Source organism: Methylococcus sp. S1M, from assembly GCF_051295855.1.
Classification (GTDB): Bacteria; Pseudomonadota; Gammaproteobacteria; order Methylococcales; family Methylococcaceae; genus Methylococcus; species Methylococcus capsulatus.
Window position 1 is genome coordinate 277,780 of sequence record NZ_JBPDXO010000004.1, and the last position, 21,339, is coordinate 299,118.

25 protein-coding genes and 1 pseudogene are annotated in these 21,339 nt (G+C 63.6%); 13 read left to right on the forward strand and 13 right to left on the reverse strand.

Annotated elements, in window-relative coordinates; all coding sequences use genetic code 11:
• Nucleotides 1–5 precede the first annotated feature (5 nt).
• From ACSHWJ_RS09730 to ACSHWJ_RS09760, 7 genes are all read right to left on the reverse strand, one after another.
• Entirely contained in the window at nt 6–1,088 is a 1,083-nt protein-coding gene (locus ACSHWJ_RS09730; RefSeq protein ID WP_010961639.1) for a glycosyltransferase, read from the reverse strand.
• Entirely contained in the window at nt 1,085–1,924 is an 840-nt protein-coding gene (locus tag ACSHWJ_RS09735) for a sulfotransferase (RefSeq protein ID WP_017366102.1), read from the reverse strand. Before ACSHWJ_RS09735 ends, ACSHWJ_RS09730 begins: the two co-directional genes overlap by 4 nt.
• The gene (locus ACSHWJ_RS09740) at nt 1,921–2,706 is read right to left on the reverse strand and encodes a class II glutamine amidotransferase (protein ID WP_017366101.1); all 786 of its coding nucleotides are present in this window, start codon (nt 2,704–2,706) and stop codon (nt 1,921–1,923) included. The genes ACSHWJ_RS09735 and ACSHWJ_RS09740 overlap by 4 nt, the downstream gene beginning before the upstream one ends.
• A 35-nt stretch (nt 2,707–2,741) precedes the next feature.
• On the reverse strand, nt 2,742–3,674 hold the full coding sequence (locus ACSHWJ_RS09745; RefSeq protein WP_218798182.1) for an FAD:protein FMN transferase: 933 nt from the start codon (nt 3,672–3,674) through the stop codon (nt 2,742–2,744).
• A 7-nt stretch (nt 3,675–3,681) separates the two neighbouring features.
• On the reverse strand, nt 3,682–5,133 hold the full coding sequence (locus ACSHWJ_RS09750; protein ID WP_218798181.1) for a DUF3570 domain-containing protein: 1,452 nt from the start codon (nt 5,131–5,133) through the stop codon (nt 3,682–3,684).
• Nucleotides 5,120–5,335, reverse strand: coding sequence for a DUF4266 domain-containing protein (locus ACSHWJ_RS09755; RefSeq protein WP_249385245.1), 216 nt, complete (start codon nt 5,333–5,335; stop codon nt 5,120–5,122). Before ACSHWJ_RS09755 ends, ACSHWJ_RS09750 begins: the two co-directional genes overlap by 14 nt.
• A 67-nt stretch (nt 5,336–5,402) precedes the next feature.
• Nucleotides 5,403–5,885, reverse strand: coding sequence for a TlpA family protein disulfide reductase (locus ACSHWJ_RS09760; RefSeq protein WP_432539669.1), 483 nt, complete (start codon nt 5,883–5,885; stop codon nt 5,403–5,405).
• Between the two features lie 114 nt (nt 5,886–5,999).
• On the opposite strand from ACSHWJ_RS09760, the gene ACSHWJ_RS09765 reads away from it, so the two are divergent.
• Nucleotides 6,000–6,386 (forward strand): DUF423 domain-containing protein, encoded by a 387-nt coding sequence (locus ACSHWJ_RS09765; protein WP_010961632.1) that lies wholly within the window; start codon nt 6,000–6,002, stop codon nt 6,384–6,386.
• Between the two features lie 48 nt (nt 6,387–6,434).
• Complete coding sequence (locus ACSHWJ_RS09770; protein ID WP_432539668.1) at nt 6,435–7,031, forward strand: hypothetical protein; 597 nt, start codon at nt 6,435–6,437, stop codon at nt 7,029–7,031.
• 265 nt (nt 7,032–7,296) lie between these two features.
• Here the strand turns inward: ACSHWJ_RS09770 and ACSHWJ_RS09775 are convergent, their stop codons facing one another.
• Nucleotides 7,297–7,614, reverse strand: a complete 318-nt coding sequence (locus ACSHWJ_RS09775) for a c-type cytochrome (protein ID WP_010961630.1) — start codon at nt 7,612–7,614, stop codon at nt 7,297–7,299.
• 202 nt (nt 7,615–7,816) lie between these two features.
• Between ACSHWJ_RS09775 and ACSHWJ_RS09780 the strand changes: the two genes are divergently transcribed.
• The 10 genes and pseudogenes from ACSHWJ_RS09780 (at nt 7,817) to ACSHWJ_RS09825 (ending at nt 16,711) form a co-directional block, all read left to right on the forward strand.
• Nucleotides 7,817–9,103: a transglycosylase SLT domain-containing protein gene (locus ACSHWJ_RS09780; protein ID WP_432539667.1), complete on the forward strand. Its 1,287-nt coding sequence runs from the start codon at nt 7,817–7,819 to the stop codon at nt 9,101–9,103.
• Between the two features lie 173 nt (nt 9,104–9,276).
• On the forward strand, nt 9,277–10,449 hold the full coding sequence (locus ACSHWJ_RS09785; RefSeq protein WP_432539666.1) for an HPP family protein: 1,173 nt from the start codon (nt 9,277–9,279) through the stop codon (nt 10,447–10,449).
• Nucleotides 10,446–10,772: a hypothetical protein gene (locus tag ACSHWJ_RS09790; protein WP_017366091.1), complete on the forward strand. Its 327-nt coding sequence runs from the start codon at nt 10,446–10,448 to the stop codon at nt 10,770–10,772. The genes ACSHWJ_RS09785 and ACSHWJ_RS09790 overlap by 4 nt, the downstream gene beginning before the upstream one ends.
• Nucleotides 10,773–10,832: 60 nt before the next feature.
• Nucleotides 10,833–11,435: pseudogene (locus ACSHWJ_RS09795) on the forward strand (c-type cytochrome).
• 2 nt (nt 11,436–11,437) lie between these two features.
• Nucleotides 11,438–12,883 carry a cbb3-type cytochrome c oxidase subunit I gene (locus tag ACSHWJ_RS09800; protein WP_432539665.1) on the forward strand — a complete coding sequence of 482 codons (1,446 nt, stop codon included), beginning with the start codon at nt 11,438–11,440 and terminating at the stop codon, nt 12,881–12,883.
• A 57-nt stretch (nt 12,884–12,940) separates the two neighbouring features.
• Nucleotides 12,941–13,090, forward strand: a complete 150-nt coding sequence (locus ACSHWJ_RS09805; RefSeq protein WP_010961625.1) for a hypothetical protein — start codon at nt 12,941–12,943, stop codon at nt 13,088–13,090.
• A gap of 84 nt (nt 13,091–13,174) precedes the next feature.
• Nucleotides 13,175–13,771 (forward strand): cytochrome C oxidase subunit II, encoded by a 597-nt coding sequence (locus ACSHWJ_RS09810; RefSeq protein ID WP_432539664.1) that lies wholly within the window; start codon nt 13,175–13,177, stop codon nt 13,769–13,771.
• Nucleotides 13,768–15,381 (forward strand): b(o/a)3-type cytochrome-c oxidase subunit 1, encoded by a 1,614-nt coding sequence (locus tag ACSHWJ_RS09815; RefSeq protein WP_432539663.1) that lies wholly within the window; start codon nt 13,768–13,770, stop codon nt 15,379–15,381. The genes ACSHWJ_RS09810 and ACSHWJ_RS09815 overlap by 4 nt, the downstream gene beginning before the upstream one ends.
• 2 nt (nt 15,382–15,383) lie before the next feature.
• A complete protein-coding gene (locus ACSHWJ_RS09820) occupies nt 15,384–16,013 on the forward strand; it encodes a c-type cytochrome (RefSeq protein ID WP_432539662.1) in 630 nt (209 codons plus the stop codon).
• 221 nt (nt 16,014–16,234) lie between these two features.
• Complete coding sequence (locus tag ACSHWJ_RS09825; RefSeq protein ID WP_010961620.1) at nt 16,235–16,711, forward strand: cytochrome P460 family protein; 477 nt, start codon at nt 16,235–16,237, stop codon at nt 16,709–16,711.
• Between the two features lie 534 nt (nt 16,712–17,245).
• Here the strand turns inward: ACSHWJ_RS09825 and ACSHWJ_RS09830 are convergent.
• The 5 genes from ACSHWJ_RS09830 to ACSHWJ_RS09850 all read right to left on the reverse strand — a co-directional run bounded on the left by ACSHWJ_RS09830 (nt 17,246) and on the right by ACSHWJ_RS09850 (nt 20,740).
• Nucleotides 17,246–17,458, reverse strand: a complete 213-nt coding sequence (locus ACSHWJ_RS09830; protein WP_050738211.1) for a hypothetical protein — start codon at nt 17,456–17,458, stop codon at nt 17,246–17,248.
• Nucleotides 17,459–17,675: 217 nt separating this feature from the next.
• A complete protein-coding gene (locus tag ACSHWJ_RS09835) occupies nt 17,676–18,155 on the reverse strand; it encodes a hypothetical protein (RefSeq protein ID WP_238536899.1) in 480 nt (159 codons plus the stop codon).
• Between the two features lie 142 nt (nt 18,156–18,297).
• Nucleotides 18,298–19,665: a radical SAM protein gene (locus ACSHWJ_RS09840; protein WP_432539661.1), complete on the reverse strand. Its 1,368-nt coding sequence runs from the start codon at nt 19,663–19,665 to the stop codon at nt 18,298–18,300.
• Nucleotides 19,662–20,399 (reverse strand): prolipoprotein diacylglyceryl transferase, encoded by a 738-nt coding sequence (locus ACSHWJ_RS09845; protein WP_432539660.1) that lies wholly within the window; start codon nt 20,397–20,399, stop codon nt 19,662–19,664. Before ACSHWJ_RS09845 ends, ACSHWJ_RS09840 begins: the two co-directional genes overlap by 4 nt.
• On the reverse strand, nt 20,396–20,740 hold the full coding sequence (locus ACSHWJ_RS09850) for a hypothetical protein (RefSeq protein ID WP_432539659.1): 345 nt from the start codon (nt 20,738–20,740) through the stop codon (nt 20,396–20,398). The genes ACSHWJ_RS09845 and ACSHWJ_RS09850 overlap by 4 nt, the downstream gene beginning before the upstream one ends.
• Nucleotides 20,741–20,889: 149 nt before the next feature.
• Between ACSHWJ_RS09850 and ACSHWJ_RS09855 the strand changes: the two genes are divergently transcribed.
• Nucleotides 20,890–21,252 (forward strand): hypothetical protein, encoded by a 363-nt coding sequence (locus ACSHWJ_RS09855; protein WP_154656669.1) that lies wholly within the window; start codon nt 20,890–20,892, stop codon nt 21,250–21,252.
• Nucleotides 21,253–21,339: the final 87 nt, after the last annotated feature.

The window sequence follows — 21,339 nt, forward strand, 5'->3', positions numbered from 1 at the left end:
GACCCTTACAGCCAGCCGCAGGTCCGAGCGATCTTCTCTTCCCGTTTCTCCCAGGAAAAATCGTGCGCGCGTTCGGCGGCGGCATGGGCGAGGCGGACGGCCAGTTGGCGGTCGGACTGAAGCCGCCGGATCGCGGCGATCCATGCCTCGATGTCCTCCGGATCGACCAGCAGGGCGGTTTTCTCGTGTTCCAGCAGCTCCCTCAGCACCGGCAGGTCGCTGGCGATGATGGGCCGGCCGGCGGCCAACGCCTCGAACAGCTTCATCGGACTCATTGAATCGGCAGTGGCGAGCTGCGGCGGGTAGGGCAGCAGGGTGATGTCGCTGCGGCCATACCAGCCGGGTACCTCGTGGTGCGGTACGAAGGGATGGGATTCCACGCTGTCCGGCGTGACGAAATGGGAGCCCGGTTCGGACTCGCCGATCAGCACGGCGTGGCCGATGCCGCGTCTTGCCAGGGCGTCGAAGACATGAAGCCCCCGGTCCGCGGCCAGCGTCCCCAGATAGACGAAAGTCGGGTGATCGAGCCGGGTGGGGTCGAATTTCGGCAGCGCGGCGTAGGCCTTCAAGGCGACCGCGTTGGGGGCGACCAGAACGCGTTCCGGGTCGGCGCCGGATTCCGTCAGTACCTTGGCGGCGGCGCGGCTGACCGGCACCAGCCAGTCGATGATCCGGCTGCGGTGGCAGCCCACCACATGATCCATCCAGCCGCCCTGGACCAGGTCGCGGTCGGCGTCGTGGATCTCCAGCACGTGCTTGAGGCCAAACCGGGCCAGCCAGCGGCTGAGCATCAGGTTGTGGGTGAAGATGCCACGGGCTCGGCGCAGTTCGCCCAAATGGCGGACGAAGAACGGCCACAGGCCGAAGCGGGTATGTAGCCAGGGATCGAGCCGCAGGTCCAGGAGTTCGTCGATGCCGAAGTCGCGCAACCGTGCCGTGACGGTGACGCCTTTGGCTGGCGGCAGGTACAGTCGGGTCGGCACGCCGATCCGGTCGAAGCTTTCGGCGACGTGCAGTGCCTGGATCAGGTTGGCGCCGTTGCGGTGCAAACGACAGCGGGCGACATAGATCAAAGGTGCACCGTTCATCGAGCGGACTTCCGTTGCCGGCGGCGGGTGCGCAGCTGGTAGAGCGTCGGCGTCAGCGCCGGCTGGCGGGTGAGCCAGTACACCGCTGCACGCCAGTAGAGGTCCAGCCGCTTGCCCAGGTGCCAATACCAGGGCCGCTCCGGCAGCACCAGGCTTCCGCTGTCGTCGGGCGACACGCCTTCCAGCTCGGCCAGCCAGCTATCGTCCTTCTCGTAGCCGAGCTCGATCAGAAGCTTGGACAGATCGCCGTACTTCGCCATCTGCGCCACCAGGTGCGGCTTGTGCCGGCGCCAGTTGCCGATGCTGCCGGGGTCGATCGGCCGCAGACTCCCCAGGGCATCGAGCGAATCTCGGGAAGGCCGGGCGTGGCGGTGGAACTCACTGAAGGGATGGCGCAGCGCGAGGAACGGCAGACGGGCCATCAACTCGCGCTGCACGGCGTCGGGAGCGGTGACCAGGTCTTCATAGCGGATCGTGATGAAGCGCGGATGGCGCATGAGTTTCGTGGCCGCACCGTGCAGTTCGCGCCAGAGTCCCAGGTTGCTCCAGTAGCGCTGCGTGTCCTTGCGGTGGCTGCGGCTGGAGATGGCATCGCGCGGGTCGCGCAGCAGGTAGATCACCCACAGGTCGGGGTCCACCGCCAGGAACGGGGCGACCACGGTGGTCTGCAGCGGATACTTGGTCAGCAGGATCTCGTCCCTGTAGTCATAGGGCTTGTAGATGCTCTGTTCGTGCTCGGCGAAGCCGCCGATCTCGAAGCAGGTCACCATGAGTTCGTTGAGCAGCGTCGTCCCGCTGCGGGGCGAGCAGCCGACGATGTGGATGCGGTGGGTCATTCGAAGTCTCCGGTCGGGAATGTCGCCGGCGCACCGTCCTTGAATACGGTCAGTTCGCCCGGCGCCATGGCGGTCCAGGTTTCGTTGTCGGTCAGCGGTCGGGTCGCGATGACCGCCACCCGGTCCTCCGGCGTGGTGAGATCGGCGAAATCGACGGTGAGGTCTTCGTCGACCAGGTGGGCATGACTGAACGGCGCCTGCCTGACGATGTAATGCAAGTGGGTGGCACAATGGGCGAACATCAGTTCGCCGTCGGACAGGATGTAGTTGAAAGTCCCGTGTCCGGCGATTGCGCGCGTCACCTCGACGATCGTGCGGACCAGATCGCCACTTTCAGGCGGTTCGGGATGACGTTCGCGCAGGGTTTCCAGGATCAGGCAGAAAGCCTGCTCGCTGTCGGTGGTGCCGACCGGGCGGTAATGGCGCCGGCGCAATGCGGGCAGGTTTTCCAGGTTGCCGTTGTGGGCGAAGATCCAGTTTCGTCCCCACATCTCCCGCTGGAAGGGATGGCAGTTGGCGAGCGTGATCCCGCCGACCGTGGCCTTGCGGATGTGAGCAATGACGTGGGTCGACTTGATCGGGTAGTTCCGGATCAGCTCGGCGATCGGCGATCCGGCGGAGGGCTGGTAGTCCAGGAACACTCGGCAGCCTCGATCCTCGAAGAAGGCGATGCCGAAACCGTCGGTATGGTGACCGGTCTGCCCGCCGCGGAGGGTGAAGCCGCGGAAAGAGAAACAGATGTCCGTCGGCACGTTGCAATTCATGCCTAGCAGTTCGCACATGGGATGGGGGTCCGCCGTCTCGGTGGGCGCTCATTTTACAACGGCCTTGTCTCAGGTCGCTCGACCGGTCCGGCTTCGTGCCGACCGATACGGCCGTCCAGGTCCATCCACAGGGCCGGCAGCCCCAGGCTCCGCAGCCATTCCGGGCCGTCGGATGCCTTCAGCATGGCGATCGTGCAGGCGCTGCCCGCGATGAGCGCATGAGATGCGGCCACGCTGACCGAGGCCAGCCCCTGCACGGGCCAGCCGGTCCGGGGATCGAGGATATGGCCGTAGCGTCTGCCGTCCACGCTGATGCAGCGTTCGTAGTCGCCGCTGGTGGTGATCGCGCCGGAACGGACGCTGAGGGTGGCCAGGAGCTTGCCGGGTTCACGCGGATGGTTGATGCCAACCTCCCAGGCCGTGCCGTCCGGGTGCGGCCCGATCACCCGCAGGTCGCCGCCGAGATTCACCACGCCGGCGGTGATGCCGCGTTCGAGGCAACGCGTGGCCGCCCGGTCGGCGGCGTATTCTTTGCCGATGCCGCCGAAATCGAGCTCCATGCCGGGCACCTCGAATCTCAGCACCGGCCGCTCCCAACGCAGCTTGTTCCAGCCGACCCGTTCCAGAAGGGCTTCGACGTCCCTCGGCTCGGGCAGCCGGTCGCCCGCGAAATTCCAGGCCCGGCGCAGGATGCCTGAGGTCACGTCGAACAGCCCGTCGCTCTGTTCGTAGCAGGTCCGGGCGTAGTCGAGCAAGGCCGCCATCTCGTCGTCGACCACTACCCCCGTTTTGCTTCCAGCCTGAGCGTTGATCCTGGACAGAAGACTGTCCGGGAGGTAGCGGGAGTAGCGGGCTTCCAGGACCTGCACCTCGCCGATCGCTTCCCCCGCCACGGCCCGAGCCTCGGTTTCGGTTTCGGCATAGAGGATCAGGTGGCAGGGCGAACCCATTGCCCGGAATGGAAAACGGAACGGATTCAGGGACAAGGGCTCGTCAGAATTTGAGATTCAGGTTGACCGAATAGAGGGCGAAACTGAAATTGTCCACGTGACTGCCGGTACCGCCCATGAAGCCCATGCCCTGGGTGCGCTGATACAGATCCACCCCGCCGCCGATCTGCAGCATCCCGAAGAAGGTCTTGTTCACCTGGAGTCCGCCGCCGACCGCGCCGAAACTGGCGAGCCGGTAGTCGGAGGAATACAGGCCATCGGCGGTGGGGTGGTCGTAGACGGTTTGGTAGAAATAGGCGGAGCGCTGGGTGTAATACCTCAGGCGGAACGTCAGCAGCGTCTCGTAGGGCAGCGGCTGCAGCCAGCCGGCTTCGAAGGTATGCGAGTCGACGTTCCAGTCGTCCGAATAGAATCGGTAGTCCAGGTGCAGGGCGGCCGCATCGAGCTCCGGGATGTTGCGCACGTAGCGCAGCAGCACCGCGGACTGGATGCGGGAGCCCGGCCGGGTATCGGCGCAAAGATTGACCTGGAAGGAAAACGGCACGTTTTGGCGGCAAAAAGTGTTGACCGGCGTTGCAGGAACCTCCGCCGGCTGGTCGGGCGCGGGAACGGGGCTCGGCGACGGCTCGGGGCTCCCACCGCTGGCACCGCTATGCGTCGACATGTCCGGAGCGGCCCGCGCGGACGCGGAACGGCGGGATGGCGAGCGGACCGCGGGTACGTCGTTCACCCAGGCCGATTTGTAGGGATCGGACAGGAAGCCCGAGCTGTTGGCGACGGTCAGATTGACCTGGAGCAGCGAGTTCTTGTCCAGCACCTGGGTCAGGCCCAGCAGCCCCTGGTAGGTATTCTTGTCGCCGCCGATCACCGTGCCGTCGGTGTATTGCTGGTGGATGCGGCCCTGGTTGCCGCCGTCCGCCCATACGGTGTCAGAGGCATAGCCGAAACCGGCGGCGAGGGTCGTCGCCTTCCGGTTGATGTCCCAGCGCGCGTCCAGGTTGAAGAAGTTGGAGATGTAGTCCCACTCCGTGGAGTTGCCGCCGGCGACGCCCAGGGTCAGGTCGTCCAGCGCTACGCTCAGGGCGCCGTCGATGGCCAGGCGCTGGTCGTGGATGCCACCCTGCCGGCCGCGCTGTGGACCCTGGGTGGCTTGGGACAGTTCCAGTTCGCCGTATTTTCTGCCGTAGTTGTTGTTCCGGCCCCAATAGAAAGTGGGGGAGGCACCTCCGATCTGGCTCAGGTTCATCGGATTCGAGCCACCGCCGATGAAGTCCAGCGTGCTGTTCACCCGGAAATTGACGTCCTCGCCCAGCCGGAGCGAGGCATCGTTCTGGAACGCCTGCACCGACATGCGCCCGTTGCTTTCCTGGTAATTCGAATAGCCGCTGTCGATGGCCGGGGCTTCCGGACTGAGATCCAGCCCTTGCGCGGCCACCATGCCCGGCAGTGCCAGGGCTGCCGCCGAGAAGGCCGCCAGCCTGTCAGTTGCAGCCACAGCCTCCACCGCCCACGCCGTAGCCGCCCGACGAGGTCTCCTTGGAAGCATAGGTATGCAGCATGAGCGCCGAATGCTGGACGTCCGGCACCAGCGCCATCTGCGGCTTGGCCAGCGCGCCTCGCTCCCACGGAGCGACCGTCTGCACGCAGCCGGGCAGAAGCGCGAGATGGCAGCACAAGACGATCACGCGCTTCGTCACGGCGTGGTGCCTGTAGCGAACCAGGTAAGATCTTTGCACTCGTACCCGTGAGGGGAGGAGGGTCCGCTCACGGCTCGCTGAGCAACGCTTCGATCTGGGCGCGGATCTCCGCCTTGTCCTTTTCCCGGAACCCCAGGTGGACATGGCGAATGTTGCCCTTACGGTCGATGAGGAACGATGACGGCATCGCCTGGACGTCGTACTGTCGGGGACAATCGCCCGCCGGGTCGGAGGCGATGGTGAAGTCGGCGTGCTGTTTCGCCAGGAACGCGTCCGCGCCCTCCCGCTCCTCGTCGAGGTTGACCGCGATCAGTTCGAAACCCTTGGGTTTGAAGTCCTTGTAGGTTTCGGCCATGAACGGGAACGATTGCAGACAAGGGCCGCACCAGGACGCCCAGAAGTCGACGTAGGTCACTTTGCCCTTGAAACCGGCGATATTCAGGGGAGCTCCGTCCTGATACCGGCTCAATCGGCAGTCCGGGGCAGGATTGGCGCTGGCCGAGGCGGCGAAAAATACGGCGAGGAATCCGGAAGCGAGGTGTCTGATCATGGCATGGGATACGCGAAAAGGTCTTAAGGCGCTAAACTCGGGAAAAGTGTAGCCTGAACCATTTTGCAGCAGGGCGCAATTGTCGCCAAGGCTTGGGACACATTAGGAGATGGAATGGGAAAGAGCGGAACCAACGGCTGGCTCGTGATGACGGGTATCGCCGGTTTCACCGGGGTGGCCATGGGCGCTTTCGGCGCGCACGGCCTCAGGAACGCAATCGCGCCGGCTATGCTGGCGGTTTACCAGACCGGCGTGCAGTACCATTTCTGGCATGCGCTTGGGCTGGGTCTGGTCACCCTCCTGATGCGGCAGGCTCCCCAGTGCCGGCCGTTGGTCTGGGCGGCATGGCTGATGCTCGGTGGCATCGTCCTGTTTTCCGGCAGTCTGTATCTGCTGGCCATTTCCGGCATCCGCTGGCTGGGCCTGATCACGCCCGTCGGCGGCATGGCTTTCCTTGCAGCCTGGGCCTGTGTAGCGGTTCATGGCTGGCGACGATCGTGAGCCGGGATTTCGGCATGTTCCATAAACCTACGACGAAGAGATGAATCAATGTCACCATCCATCCGTATCAGCCGCTCGTGGATAGCGTTGAGCGCCGCGGCGGCACTGCTCGCCGTGGTAAGCGCTTTGCGAGCGGAGTCATTGGCTCATGACGCCGTCGCCAGCGCCACGACTCCCCTGACCACGCCTACGCCCCAACCACAGGCGCAGCCCCTCGTGACCGTGGCCAAGCGGAAGCAGGACGGGATGGCACTGACGGTGAAGCGAACTTGGTGGTCCGCCAAGAAAGACCAGATCGAGGTTTCCCTCACCGTGAAAATACCAAACGAAACCCTGAAGCTCATGACGGCCGGCGACGCAAAGAGCCGGCAGGGCCTGCTGGTGGAATTCCGGCACGCCGACGGAGCGGCGTTCGCCGAATGCGAACTCGACCTTGGACAAGCCAGAACGAGACAGGTTGTTTTCGACGCCAGGGAGCTCTATCGCCGCGGCATACTGCAAATCAAATCCGGCATATGCGATCCGGACATCTCGACCGAAATCGCCGAGCAAACGATCCCCGACGTAAAGCCTGGCGACGTCGCCGTATTGAAAGAAACCAGTGCTGCCGACTTGCTCAGTGCAACGTTTGTGAAGACCCGATGATCACGCCGGTTGCTTCGGGTCGTTCGAGGTAGCGGAGGCTGATGGATATGAAGTCAACTCGGCTCAGGCAGGGTCCCGACGTGATCCGTGGGGGAAAGGCTCGACCCGTCACTCCGGCGAAAACCCGGGCTGGCGGCGGTGCGCCTCGGAAACCGGACACAGGGTTTGGTGAGTCGAGGTAAATCCCCCGTCTCGTCGGGGGATTTACCGGGTTCGACTCGTTGCACACCTCGAAGGATGCCGGTTTTCGTCGAGCCGGTTCACCCTATTTCAGGCTCAGAATCCACTGCACCAGCTGTTTCGCTTCCGCTTCGCTGACCTGAGGGTTGGGCGGCATCACCATGGTACCCCAGACGCCGGAGCCTCCCTTCATCACCTTCTCGGCGAGCTTGACATCGGCGCCTTGCTGGCCGGCGTATTTCTGGGCGACGTCCTTGAATGCCGGCCCCAGGATCTTTTTGTCCACCGAATGGCACATGACACAGTTTTTGGCCTTGGCGAGATCTTCGCTGGCCTGCGCATAGCCGCAGAGCAGGGCGCCAAGGGCTGAATACAGGGCCAGGCCCATCGTTCTTCTAGGCATGTTCGTTCTCCTCCACTTGGATGATGGTGAACTGCGGCGCCCGTCCCGCACGGTGTCTGGGCGGGCACGCCGGGCGGATGATGGCATGGCCGGGTCGATCTCAACAAGAATCCGTGTCCTGGAAGTTTTGAAGAGGCGGCGGTTCGCTGCTATACATTAAGGGGTGCCGAATCTCGTCCAGACTACAACAGGACCGCTGGAAATGAGCTTGCCACGATTCACGACGGCCGCCGTGCTGCTCTCGCTGCTTGCCGGCTGCGCCGAAGCGCCGCTTCGGCTGGCCATGTTGGATGATGCAGGTGAAACCGGGGAGGCTGATGCCGGCGACGACCGGATTCCGCGCCTGAATTCCTCCGCCGATGGGGATCTAATCGAGACCCTGCTGGCGGATTATTTCAGGTCGCTGGAGTCCCCCGCCGTTCCGGTGCAGATGGCGACGGGACCGGCGAGCGGGGTACCCGAGCCGGCCCGGCGCTTGTCGGGCAGGGGAATCCGGGTGATTCCCGTGGGGCCGCCCAAACACCACAAGAACGGTTTGTGGCATTACCTCCGGGAGCGTCTGGAATTGACCCGCTGGAACCATCCATCGGTGGAGGCGGAAGTGGCGGGTTTCCGGGCCCGGCCGGCGCGGGTTCGCGGTCTGGCCAAACGGGCGGAGCCGTTTCTGCATTATCTGGTCGGCGAGATCGAGCGCCGGGGACTGCCGCTGGATCTGGTGCTGGTGCCCTTGGTAGAGAGCGCCTGCGATCCGAGCGCGCTTTCGGCGAAAACGGCCGCCGGTCTTTGGCAGTTGATTCCCGCCACGGGGCAGCGCTTCGGTGTGGAGATGGCGGCGGACTACGATGGCCGCTATGACATACATGTTTCCACCGGTGCCGCCCTGGCTTATCTGCAGCATCTGCACGACCGTTTCCAGGGCGACTGGCTGCTGGCCCTGGCCGCTTACAACGCAGGGGAGGGGGCGGTCCAGCAGGCGATCGCGAACAACCGGGCGGCTGGCCGGGGTACCGATTTCTGGAGTTTGCCCTTGCCGCCCGAGACCCGGGGTTACGTGCCGAAAATACTCGCCCTCTCACGCATCCTTGCAGGTGCCGACCGCTACGGGCTCGAACTCGAACCGGTACCGGGCACGCCGGTTCTGGCGCGAGTGGAGATCGATGCGGGGATCCGTCCCGCCGATGTCGGCAGCGCCGCCGGTCTGCCCGAACCCTTGTTCAAGCTGCTGAACCCGGCGCTGAAATCCATTCATGACGCGCCGCAGCGCAAATACGGCCTGATGCTGCCGCTGAAAAACGCCCAGGCGATGGCCTCCAGTCTGGAGGGAGCGGAGCTGGTGTCGGCCAAGACCGTCGTGGTGAAGAAGGGGGAAACGCTCGCTGTCATCGCCAAGCGTGTCGGCGTTTCCGAAACCGTCCTGGCCGGCTGGAATGGCTTGGCGCCCAACAGCCGCCTCAAGCCCGGCCAGGAACTGCTGATCTATCCGGCTTGAGAAACGCGGGTCGTGGATTTCTCCGCGATCCGTTCCTGAATGGCTTGACAGGTGTGTGCCGTGCAATAAGATGCACCTGTAATGCATATTATGCCGCGGGCTTTCTCGTGTTTGCGGAAATGCCCTGCGGCCCGGCCGGACTCATCGGCTTAGGTTCAGCCTTAGGGATTTCGATGCAAATCAAACGCTTGAAGTTTCCTCTTGGATGGCGGCCCGAGCCCTTGCCGACCGGCCTGGCGGAGCAGTTTCGGTCCGCCTTGGCGGCCGGCTTGGCGATTTTCCTGCTGGGTCTGATCAGCAGCCGGTTCATCGAGGGCGGCGGATTGAAGACCCTGGTGGCATCGATGGGCGCTTCGGCGGTGATCCTGTTCGTAGTGCCGCACAGTCCCATGGCGCGGCCCTGGTCCGTGGTGGGCGGCCATCTGATTTCCGGCCTGATCGGCATCCTGTGCGCCCGCTGGGTTCCGGATACATGGCCGGCGGCGGCTCTGGCGGTGGGATTGGCCATCTTCGCCATGCAACTCGCGCGCTGTCTGCATCCTCCGGGCGGTGCGTCGGCCCTGATCCCGGTGCTCGGGGATGCCGGTATCCGGGCGCTGGGGTTCCAGTTTCTGCTGACGCCGCTGGCGCTGAACGTCGCGGTCATGCTGGTGGCCTCCCGGTTTTACGACCGCTGGGTGCATGCCGCCAGGCCCGCTCCCAATACCGAGCCGCATCCGCCCAGCCCTCTGGAACGCATCGGCATTCAAGCCGAGGACTTTCACGCGGCCCTGCAGGACGTCGGAGTTTTCGTCGATGTCAGCGCCGACGAACTGAGCGACATCTACCACTTCGCCGCCAGTCGGGCGTTCCGCCGTACCTTCGGCAAGACCACATGCGCCGGCATCATGACCCCCGAGCCGCTGACCGCTGAGTTCGGCGACGATCTGGAGTCGGTCTGGCGACGGATGCAGCTTCATGGCATCCGGGCCTTGCCGGTGGTGGACCGGGGAAGGCATGTCATCGGCATCGTCACGTTCAAGGACTTCTTCCGCCACGCCCCTGCCGACGGTTTCGGCAGCCTCAAAGCCCGGCTGAAGGCCCTTCTGCTTCCCTCGCCTCGGGTGACCTCGACGAAGCCGGAGGTCGTCGGGCAGATCATGACCGCGCCCGCCATCACCGCCCGGCACGACGCGTCTATCGTTGAACTGGCCCGGCTGCTCAGCGAGCATGGCATTCACCAGGTGCCCATCGTCGATGAGCGCCGCAAGCTGGTCGGGTTGGTGACGCAGACCGATTTGATAGCCGCCTTGTACCGTAGTGTTCCGGCCGGTCTGGCTCAGCCGGCGATGGCGGTGGCTTCGTGATCGAACCCGTCGCTCCGGAGGATTTCCAACGGGTGTTCGCGACCGCCGCGGCGACGGTCTTGGGAGGGGCCGGATACGCGGGACTGTTCGCCTGGGCGCGCTTGAAGAATCGGCGGCTGTGGCTGGTGGGAGCCTACATGTGTTATGCGGCATCGGCCGCTGCCATGCTGCTGCTGACGCGGGCAGCCCATCTCAACGGCGCGTGGCAGGGAGTGGTGGTTCTGATGCTGGTCGGTTACCTGCTGGCTCCTCACGGTATCTGGCATTTGTGCGTCGCCAGCCATCGTCTCGAAAGAAATTCCAGGGCGCCGCCAGGGGACTGATCCTCGTCGTCGATGATGATGCCGTTTTTACAACGAGAACAAACGCAAGGGGGAGTTGGCATGGGTGCCTCACCGCCTGTCTGGGCTTCCGAGAGCTTTTGGAAAAAGGTTGCGATCTGGGTCACTGCCGGTTCTTTCGTCATCCTCGTCATCCTGACCTTCGACACGCTGTCGAAGACTGCGGTCGGCGGCAGCCGGGTGCAGTCCTACAGCGTCATCAACCGGTCCATCGACTACCGCTTCGATTAAATCCTGAACCGCTACCGCCCGGTATTCGGTGGCGACGAACCGCTGTTCGGCCGGTCGCTGAGCGAGGATGAAGCGGCGGCCTTGGTTACCCAGGGCAAGAAGACGGTGCAGGCCAAGAACTGCATGAACTGCCACACCCTGCTCGGCAACGGTGCTTATTACGCTCCCGATCTCACCAAGGCCTGGCTCGATCCCGACTGGGGCAGCGTGGAGGAGCGCGAAGCCAGGATGCTGGCCTTCCTGCTGGATCCCGAGAAGAACGCCGTCACCTTCAGTTCGGGGCGCAAGATGCCAAGACTCGGAATCACCGACGCCGAAGCGCACGCCATCGTCGCCTTCCTGAAATGGATGTCGGCCATCGATACCAACGGCTTTCCCACCAATTTCAAGACCATCGGTCACCAGGAGGATTGAGCATGCGCACCGGAATCATCGATGGCGCCAATCTGAACGGGGGGCAGCAACTGGCGGTCAAGTATTTCAGCGTCGCTCTCGTGCTATTCCTGGTTCAGATGCTGTTCGGTCTGCTGGCCGCGATCCAGTTCGTTCGGCCGGATTTTCTCTACAACGTGCTCGATTTCAACGTCAACCGTATGGTGCACATCGACGCCATGGTGGTATGGATGCTGTACGGTTTCGTCGGCGCGGTGTACTGGCTGCTGGAGGAGGAGAGCGGTACCCGCGTCGTCGGGCTGGCCGTGGGCAACCTGGCGTTCTGGGTGCTGACGGTGGCGGTTGCCGTCGTGGTGTTGGTCTACCTGTGGGTTCAGACCGGTCCCGGCAACGACCTCACCCGCTGGTTCGTGAACGAAGGCCGCGAATATCTCGAAGCCCCGCGCTGGGCCGACTTCGGGATCGTCGCCGTGCTGGGCGTGTTTTTCTACAACGTCGCTGCCACTTTCTCGAGAGGCCGCTGGTCCGGCATCGCCGGCGTGCTGACCCTGGATCTGGTGGCTCTGGCCGGGCTCTATTGCGCCGGCATGTTCTATCTGACCAACATCACGGCGGACCAGTACTGGTGGTGGTGGGTCATCCACCTGTGGGTGGAGGCGACCTGGGAGGTCCTGGTCGGTTGCATCATGGCCTGGAGTTTGATGCATGTGCTCGGCGTGCGGCGGCGGATCGTGGAAACCTGGCTGTACATCGAGGTGGCGCTGATGTTCGGCTCGGGCATCCTCGGCCTTGGCCATCATTATTTCTGGATCGGTACCCCGGATTACTGGTTCTCGATCGGGGGGTTCTTCTCGGCGCTGGAGCCGATCCCTCTGGTCGCCATGGTAGTGCATTCGGTCTACGATGCCGGCGTCCGCAAGCTCAGGAACGGTAACCATCCGGCGCTGGCGTGGATCATCGCCCATACCTTCGGCAATTTTCTCGGTGCCGGCGTCTGGGGCTTCATGCACACCCTGCCGCAGATCAATCTGTACACCCACGGCACCCAATGGACGGCGTCGCACGGTCACCTGGCCTTCTTCGGCGCCTATGCCACCATCAACATCGCTTTCTTCTACATTGCGATGCAAACTTGGCGGGGCAACATCTGGCTGGGCAGCGGCCTGGCCGGAGAAGGCTGGAAGTGGAAAGGGGCGCTCGCCCTGATCAATCTCGGCGTGATCGGAATGACCGTGGCGCTGTTGATCGCCGGCTACGAACAGTCGTTCATCGAACGGGCGATGGAGGGCTCGACCTGGCGGGGCTATTTCGCCGGTCAGATGCATCCCTGGTTCCAGCAGGCCATGGCTTGGCGCCTGGTGTTCGGTGTGGTGACGCTGGCTGGCGCTCTGCTGCTGGTGTGGGATCTCCTCACCATCGGCGTGGGTGAGACGCGCCGGGCCCCGCAGTTCGCGGCCGAGGCCGGCTAGCGGTCGGAAATTCGGGGGGAGTTTGTCAGCGCGGTTTTACGACGTTTGGGAGGCACTATGTCGGTAGAACACGAACACGATTCCGCACATGAAGAAGCGCCGCGGGGCACCTGGGTATTGCTTTGCCTGGTGGCGCTGGGGATGACCGCGGCCTGGTTGTTCCTCTATTTCGGGGTGTTCCTGCCCCGCGGCCAGTTGGGTCAGTGATCCCGAGAACGACCCGGCGGGGGGACATCGCGCCCTGCCGCAGCGCGAAACCGGCGCGTCAGCGACGAATGAGAGGAAAAGGTTATGCGAATCCGTTTTCCAGACAAGCAATGGTTCCGAGAAAAAATGGCCGGGCTGGGAGGAGGAATGTCCCGGCTGGAGATCGATGAACTGGAAAGGAAGTGGCTGTCAGTGTCCCTCGCCATGATCGGCCTGTTCGTCGGCGCGATCGTCGTCACTGCGGTCAGCCAGGGACTCCATCCCCCCAGCCATGTCGAAACCATCGATTCCGCCAGCCTGCATCTGAGCCAGGAGTTCGCCGAGGACAAGCTGGGCGTGCAGCCCACGCCGCTTGCCGACGGCTCCCTCCAGGTCCGGCTGGTGGTCGGCCGCTACGGCTTCTATCCCCGCGAGATCGAGGTGCCGGCCGGTCGCCGGATCGTTTTCCGCATGGCCAGCATGGATGTACTGCACGGTGCCCACATCCCCATGACCAACATGAGCACCATGATCGTGCCGGGGTACGTCTCCGAGGTGGTCAGCGTTTTCCCCAAGCCAGGGGAATATCCCATGCTCTGCAACGAATACTGCGGCCTGGGCCACGACCACATGTGGAGCAAGGTGACCGTCATCGCCCAGGAGAACTGGCGTGAGCCCGCGACCGGAGGAAAGCAGCCATGAACGATGCAACCGTGAACCGCCTCACACTTTTCAACTTCTGGGTGGCCTTCGGGGCGTTCGGCCTGGCCTGTTTCTTCGGCATGTACCAGGTTCTGGAGCGCAGCGGACTGTTCGCCTTTCTCCAGTCGCCCGCCGCCTACTTCGCCTCGGTCAGCACCCATGGGGTGCTGATGGCCTTCGTGCTGACGACCTTTTTCATCATGGGCTTCGGCTATCACACGGCGGCGCGTAGTCTCCGGCGGCCGCTGTGGAATCCGCCGCTGGCCTGGGCCGGCTACGGGGTCTGCCTGGTCGGAGTGGCTTTGGCGGCGATCCCCCTGCTGTTGGGCAAGGCCTCGGTCCTGTACACCTTTTACCCTCCCATCCAGGCCAACGTCTTCTTCTATCTCGGGGCGACCCTGCTGGTGGTGGGGTCGTGGTTCTGGTGTGTGATCATGCTGGTGATGTTCGCCCAATGGAAAAGGGATCGTCCCGGTGAAACCGTGCCGTTGCCGATGTTCGCCACCGCCGCCAATGCTCTGCTGTGGCTGTGGACCAGTGCCGGCGTGGCTCTGGAGTCGGTGTTCCAGTTGTTGCCATGGGCGCTCGGGTTGACCGACACCATCGATGTGGGCCTGGCCCGTACCCTGTTCGCCTGGACCCTGCACCCCATCGTCTACTTCTGGCTGATCCCGGCCTACATCGCTCTGTACTGCTACGTGCCGCAGGCTGCCGGCGGCAAGCTGTTCAGCGATCTGCTGGCGCGCACGGCGTTCGTGCTGATCCTGGTGCTCGGCCTGCCCATCGGCTTCCACCATCTCTATATGGATCCCGAGCAGGGGGCGGGCTGGAAATTCCTGCACATGGTCGGCACCTTCGCCGTCGCCATTCCCACCCTGCTGACCGGCTTCACCGTCATCGCCTCGCTGGAGATGGCCGGACGCAAGCGGGGCGGTGCCGGGCTGTTCGGCTGGATCGGCGCGCTGCCGTGGAAGAACCCGATGGTGCTGGCGGCGATTCTGTCTCTGCTCATGCTGGTGCTCGGGGGCTTCGGCGGTATCGTCAACGCCAGCTATGCCATGAACGCCATGGTGCACAACACTGCTTGGGTGCCGGGCCATTTCCACCTGATCTTCGCCGGCACCGTGATCACCATGTATCTCGCCGTCGCCTATAAGCTGTGGCCAGAGCTGTGCGGACGCAGACTGTATTCCGGCGATCTGGCTCTGGTGCAGCTGTGGGGCTGGTTCATCGGCATGGTCATCATGACCACGCCCTGGCATATCCTGGGCCTTTTGGGGCAGCCGCGGCGGATTTCGGCAGTCCAGTACAACAGCGTACTGACGCTTTCCTGGGAGCCGTATGAACTGGCCATGATCGCCGGTGGGTCCATCCTGCTGGGCTCTGCCTGTCTGTTCGTCTATCTGCTGTACAAGACCCAGACTGCCGGTGAGAAGGTCGACGCCAGGGAGGATGCGCCGGACGACTCCCATCACGGGGCGCCGGCATGGCTTAATGGATTCGCCCTGTGGAACCGTCTGATCCTGGTGCTGATGGTGTTGAGCTACGGTTATCCCATCCTCCAGTTTTTCCTGCTGAAAACCCATAGTCCGACCGCCTGGGGGTATTGAAGATGAATACCATCCTGCTCGTGGCGACTGGCATGATGTTTGTGGCCGGCGTCGATGCGGCTCCTTCCACCCAGGTCGCGTGGACGCCGGCGACACTCGACTTCGTCGAGAAGGGTGATGCCGGGCGTGGCAAGGCGCTATCCGCCCCTTGCGCCGGCTGCCACGACGGCACAGGTACCAATCCCCGCCTGAATGGCCAGCTGCCGACCTATCTGTACCGGCAACTGCAGGACTACAAGAACGGAAACCGGCGGGACCCGACCACGATCATGAATGCCATGGCATCGGCCTTGCGCGATCAGGACATGGCCGACCTGGCCGCCTGGTACGGCCAACAGGCGCCGATGCGTGGTGCCGGCGGAGCCACGGATGCCACCGGCATCGCCGGGCGCGGGGAAGGCCGGCGCATGGAGCCCCCCTGTTCCAGTTGCCACGGCGGGGCCGGGCAGGGCGAAAAGGTCGACACCCCCCGCCTCGCCGGCCAGAGCGCGGCCTATCTCGAAGCGACCCTCCTGGCCTACAAGAGTGGCCAGAGGGCCAACGACATCTACAGCCGCATGCGGCTGATCGCCGGAAAACTCAGCGACGCCGAGATTCGGCAATTGGCCGATTATTACTCCAGGCTGAAATAACTCTCCTGCGGCCCAGAGGGCGCATTTTCCGTCGCGCCCTCGTGTTCGGCCCGACATGTTCCTTCGCGTTGTCCATGGTGTCGCGCACTTGGAGGTCGTCTTCGATCGTCGTTTTTTTTTGGGGGGTGTCATCATGACGTCCGCCGGCAGCGGAATCCTTGACGGGTGGTGCGGTCAGGCATATGATTTCGATGCGAAACAATTCAGCAGAGGAGGTGGAGATGAACAAGCCATCGTTTTTACTCGTGGGGCTCCTGGTCGTTTCCGGCGTGCTCGGCGCAGCCGAGACCAAGGTGAAATACCCCGATGGGTTTCGCAGTTGGTACCACGTCAAATCCATGGTGATCCAGCCGGGACACCCGCTGGAAAATCCCTTCGGCGGGATCCACCACGTTTACGCCAATGCAGAAGCCATCCAGGGACTGAGGGGCGGCAACTACCCGGACGGAGCGGTGTTGGTATTCGACCTGTTCGACTATCAGGAGGACAACCATGCACTGGTGGAAGGCAAACGCAAGCTGATCGGAGTGATGGAGCGCGATGCCAAGCGTTTTTCCGCTACCGGCGGTTGGGGTTATGAAGGATTCGGTGAAGGCAAGCCGGACAAGCGTCTGGTCACTGACGGCGGGCAGGGTTGTTTCGGCTGTCACGCTGCGCAGAAAGAGAGCCAATACGTGTTCTCCAGGCTTCGGGACTGACCGTATAAGTCCTCTCCCGGGACTGGCCGCGCCTTTGCTGCTCGAAGGCGCGGTCTCCGCGCGCTTTGGTCTGAGCCATCGTGCAGCACGGGCAGTCCCTGCTGCACACGATGCGGCGACTGCAAGGCATTTTCACGCATCAGGCGCAAGACCCGATCCTTGGCCACCCGAATGCCCGAAAGGACGTGCCCGCCCCATACCTTGCGATGGCCCTCGCCGAGGAACGGGGAGGCGGCCAGATCGGCACGCATGGCCGCCAACAGGTCGGCATCGGAAACCTCCGGCTTCAGCCCGCGCCGAACCGGATGCAGCGGGCCCCACCTTTGGATGCTTCCCCGGACCGCGGGGCGTAGCTCGTCGAACGCGGGAACTCCACACCCGGCAAACCCGTTCCAGACCCTAGCGTTTGCCGGTGCCTTGCGAGGCCGTCAGGCCCATCGCGACGACCTCCTCCAGCCCAAAGGGCGGCGCGCCTCCCTTTCCTTGCGCAGAATATCGACTTCCTTCACCAGTTTGCCGATGCGCCGATCGGCCTCATCGAACCGCGCCTCTCGCGTTCCTCGAGACCGGCATCGATGCCGGCCAGCGCACGATTAACCGCTGTTCCAGCCGGACGATCGGCATCGCCAGCTCGCGCGACAGGGCATCGACCGATTCACCGCGCAGCAGGCGCAGCACGACTTGCTTCTTACGCCCGACCGGCCAGCGCTCGACTTCGGCCGCCGTGCCGGGCGCGCTTCCAGTCACGCCACGCGCTCCTTCCAGCGCATCCTCCTAACCTCTGTCTCATTCAGCATTTCCCGCTCTTTTCTCTGACATGTCTGTTTACCCCACGACGTGTCCAAACGAATTGCGGGAGGGGCAGCCGGTTTTCCGCCAATTGTTCAACCGGCTTCTTTGATTATGGCCTTACCACTACCTAATGGTCATTGCCAGATCAACAGCCCAAGGCAAGACGCCGATGTCATCGGTCGACCAGGTAGCCGGAAATCGTGGCATCGACGGACACTGTCCCGGTGTCGTCAAGGCCGCGGCTCACCGAAAACCGGATCGGAAACTCGTCGGGGTCTGCATAGGCCCGTATCGGCTGGCTAGCCGCGTAAACATCGACGCCGGCTCCGGCGTATTGCTGAGACAGGACTAAATAGTGCCACGCCGTTTCGTTACGCTGGATGGTCGTCCGCAGGGATGCGAAGTACTTCTGCCCGGCGGGGCCTTGCACCAGGGCCGAAACGTGCTCGATCACCAGGCGTTGCCGCCCGGCGACCGGGATTTCCGCGTACCCCTCTTTTTCCTCGTTGCCGATCGTAAATCGGATCGTCTTTTGAAACGGCCGATGCTCGTTGCGCTGACTCGATGCCGCCGACGGGATGAAGGGGGGCTCGGGAAAGACTGGAAATGGGGTGGCAGGCGGCGAGGGCGGCGTGGGGTCGGCCAGAACCATGGGAACCGCCGACAGCAAGGTTCCGCAGATGAGGGGCTTCGAGAGACGATAGAGCATCATGGGCTGGTTCACATTCGGGGACCGGGCTGGTTTTCCGGGGAAGCTTCAAGGCGGCCAAGGCCGCGGGTCGGGATGGAATGGTTTATTCCTTGCGGTAGAAGAGGTTGAACGCTTCGAACGGGACCATCTGGCCGTTCGGCTGGACGATGTGGACGCAAGACTTCTTGAGAGCCCGCAGATCCAGGTTGGCGGCGTCCATGAATTGTACGACGAGTACGCGGAACACGTTGCGGTAGTCCAGCGCCGCTGGCGCTTCGACGCGCGGCAGGCAGCAAAGCAGTTCGGATAGGCAGCGGGCGCGCTGTTCCGGGCCGTGGGCGGTGGAGAACAGTTGCACCAGGGTGTCCGTGAGCCGCGGATCGCGCTCGAAGGCGATGGTGTTGGAAGCGCCGCCGACCAGGAGTTCCCGGTCCAGGTAGCGGGTGAGCGGCAGGGTCTGGCCGTCCAGCTTGAGGGCGTAGGCCATCGCCAAAGTGTCCGGATTGCAGGGGACGGGGACCACGTCTTCCAATGCGAACAGCCCGGACTGCTCGGCGATGGCGCGGCGGATTTCGCTCACGGTGAGGCGGTGGCGGGCGGCGTCGAAGCCCTCGTTGCGCCCGGCGTCTTCGATCGGTTGGAAGGTGATGCCGCGCACACAGGACCAGTTCAGGGCATGACGGACCAGTGCGCCGATCTCGCCGTCGTTCAGGCCCCTGCGCAAGGTGGCGACCAGGCTGGTGGAGATACCGGCGGCATTCAGGTGCTCCAATGCCTGTTCGTGGATGCGCGCCAGATCGGCGCCGCGCAGCTGGCGCAGCACCGCGTCGTCCAGTGAGTCGAATTGGAGATAGACCTCCAGTCCCGGCCCGAATTCAGCCAGCCGTCGGGCGAAATCCGGATCGCGTGCCAGGACGATGCCGTTGGTGTTGACCATCAGATGGCGGATGGGCCGCCGCCGCGCCTCCTTCAGAATGTCGAAGAACCGCGGATGCAGGGTCGGCTCGCCGCCGGAAATCTGCACCACGTCCGGCGCGCCCTCGGCCTCGACTATCGTGTCGAGCATGCGGCCGATTTCGTCCAGGCTGCGGTAGCTCGGGTTGTCCGGGCCCGAGCCGGCATAGCAGACCGGACACCGCAGGTTGCAGTGGCCGGTGACCTCCAGCACGGTGACGCAGGAATGCTGCATGTGGTCCGGACATAGCCCGCAGTCCCACGGGCAGCCGCGCGCCATGGGGGTGGCGAAACGGCGCGGCAATTCCGGCGGCTTGATCCATTGCTCGCGGCACTGGCGGTAGTAGTCGGCGTCATCCGCCATCAAGGTGCGCTCGAAGCCGTGCTCCGGGCACCACTTTTCCATGAACACCCGTCCGCCCTTTATGAGGATTTTCGCCTCCACCCGCGCGAGGCAGGTCGAGCAGACCGAGGCCGTGGTGTCGTAAAACAGATACGGGCGGGTCTTGCGGCTCATGCCAGGCGCCTCCATTGACGCAGCGTCAGCGGTGCGTAGACCACGAGCGCCAGCAGGCAGACCCACTGGATGCCCGACAGCCCCGGCGGATAGGGGTAGGGCACGGGCTTCAAACGGTCGACGCCCAGCCGCCACAACAGATAGGCGCTCAGCATCAGCTTGAACAGCAGGCCCGGCTCGGCGGCGCAGCGGGCTTGTTGCCTGCGTAATGCGGCCCAGAGCAGGGCGGCGAACAGGATTTCGTAGAGTTGGGTCGGATGGCGGGCGATGCCGTCGCCGAAGTCGATACCCCAGGGAAGCCGGGTAGGGAGGCCGTAGGTATCATCGTGACGGCCGGCCAGGAAGCAGCCGAGCCGGCCGATCATGAGTCCCTGCAGGATTGGAAACACGAACAGATCGCCTGTGGACTGTCGTAGACCCGCAAGTCTCTTGGCGATCTCCACCCCCATCAGCCCGCCCAGCAGGCCGCCGACCATGGATTGGCCGCCGTGGAAAAAACCCAGGATCCCGCCGTGCGCCGCCCACAGATGCGGCATGTCCAGCCAGAACACCGCCTTGTTGCCGATCGCCGCACCCAGCAGGCAGCCCACGAGTACGGTATAAGCGGGGTTGGACAGGGTGGAAACCAGGCCGTTTTTCCGGCGGAGGAAAAAGTAATGGCGGGCGCCGATCGCCATGCCCAGCGCCTCCAGAATGGCGTGGACGGCGTGTGCCAGGGCTGCGTCCCGGATCATGGTGGCCTGCCCGTGGTAGGGCTCAAAGAGCGTTTGAGCTTCCAGGCGAACCAGCCGAACAATGCCATCAGCGCGAAGCCTGCCAAGGCCAGCGGAAGAATTTCCCAGGACAGGCCGCCGTTCGGATTGCCGACCGCCGCCAGTCCCAGAATGCCGCAGACGCCCCAGCCGAAGGCGAGCGCGGCGCAGACCAGCAGGAGCAGGATTTTGATCAATTTGACGAGAAGGTCCATGGCGAAAGGGCGGAACGGTTTCAGGATGGACGGGTTTGTGCCTTGAGCGGATGGAACCGGCGTGACGCTCGCGTATGCCTGCTCCCCCGGAACTCTAGTGGATGACATACAGCCCTCCGTGACAGACGCATGCTCGATGACGCTGCCTGCCCGGCCAAGAGCAATGATAAGCTGTGGCTTGCTCTGCCTGCATGCATTTTGTGTGCGGGCAGTGTCGTGTCCGTTGGAGGAAATGCGGTCTTTCCTAGGAGTGCACGATGTCCGTCGTGGACGGTTGTGGTGCATCGTTTTGCAGCCCGCTGCGGAGGATCATAAGAATTGATGTGCCGCCGGAAGCGCGAAAAGGTACCGGAGTTGATGAAAACTTGACGTACATCAAGGCAGGCCAGGGGGGATTCCATTACGATGTGTACCAAGGTCGTCACGGAAGTGACGAACTGAAGTTACAGCCGATGTTTTCCTCAAGTTTTATCCTCTGGGATGGTGTTTCCGGGCTCGTTTTCGGGCCCGGCTTTTTTGTCTCTCCCCTTCCCCACGTTTGCCGGCGACGCCCCAATTTGTCGCTTCTCGTGCACAAATGCGGCGCGGCGGCTTCAATTGTTGCCTCGTTGGTTTTGTGATCTAATACTTCAATCGCTTTGTTTTTCGTGGGTCCAGGGTTCTCCTAAGGATGCGTCGCTGCGCCCGGTCGGGTCGCGGGAAGGTTT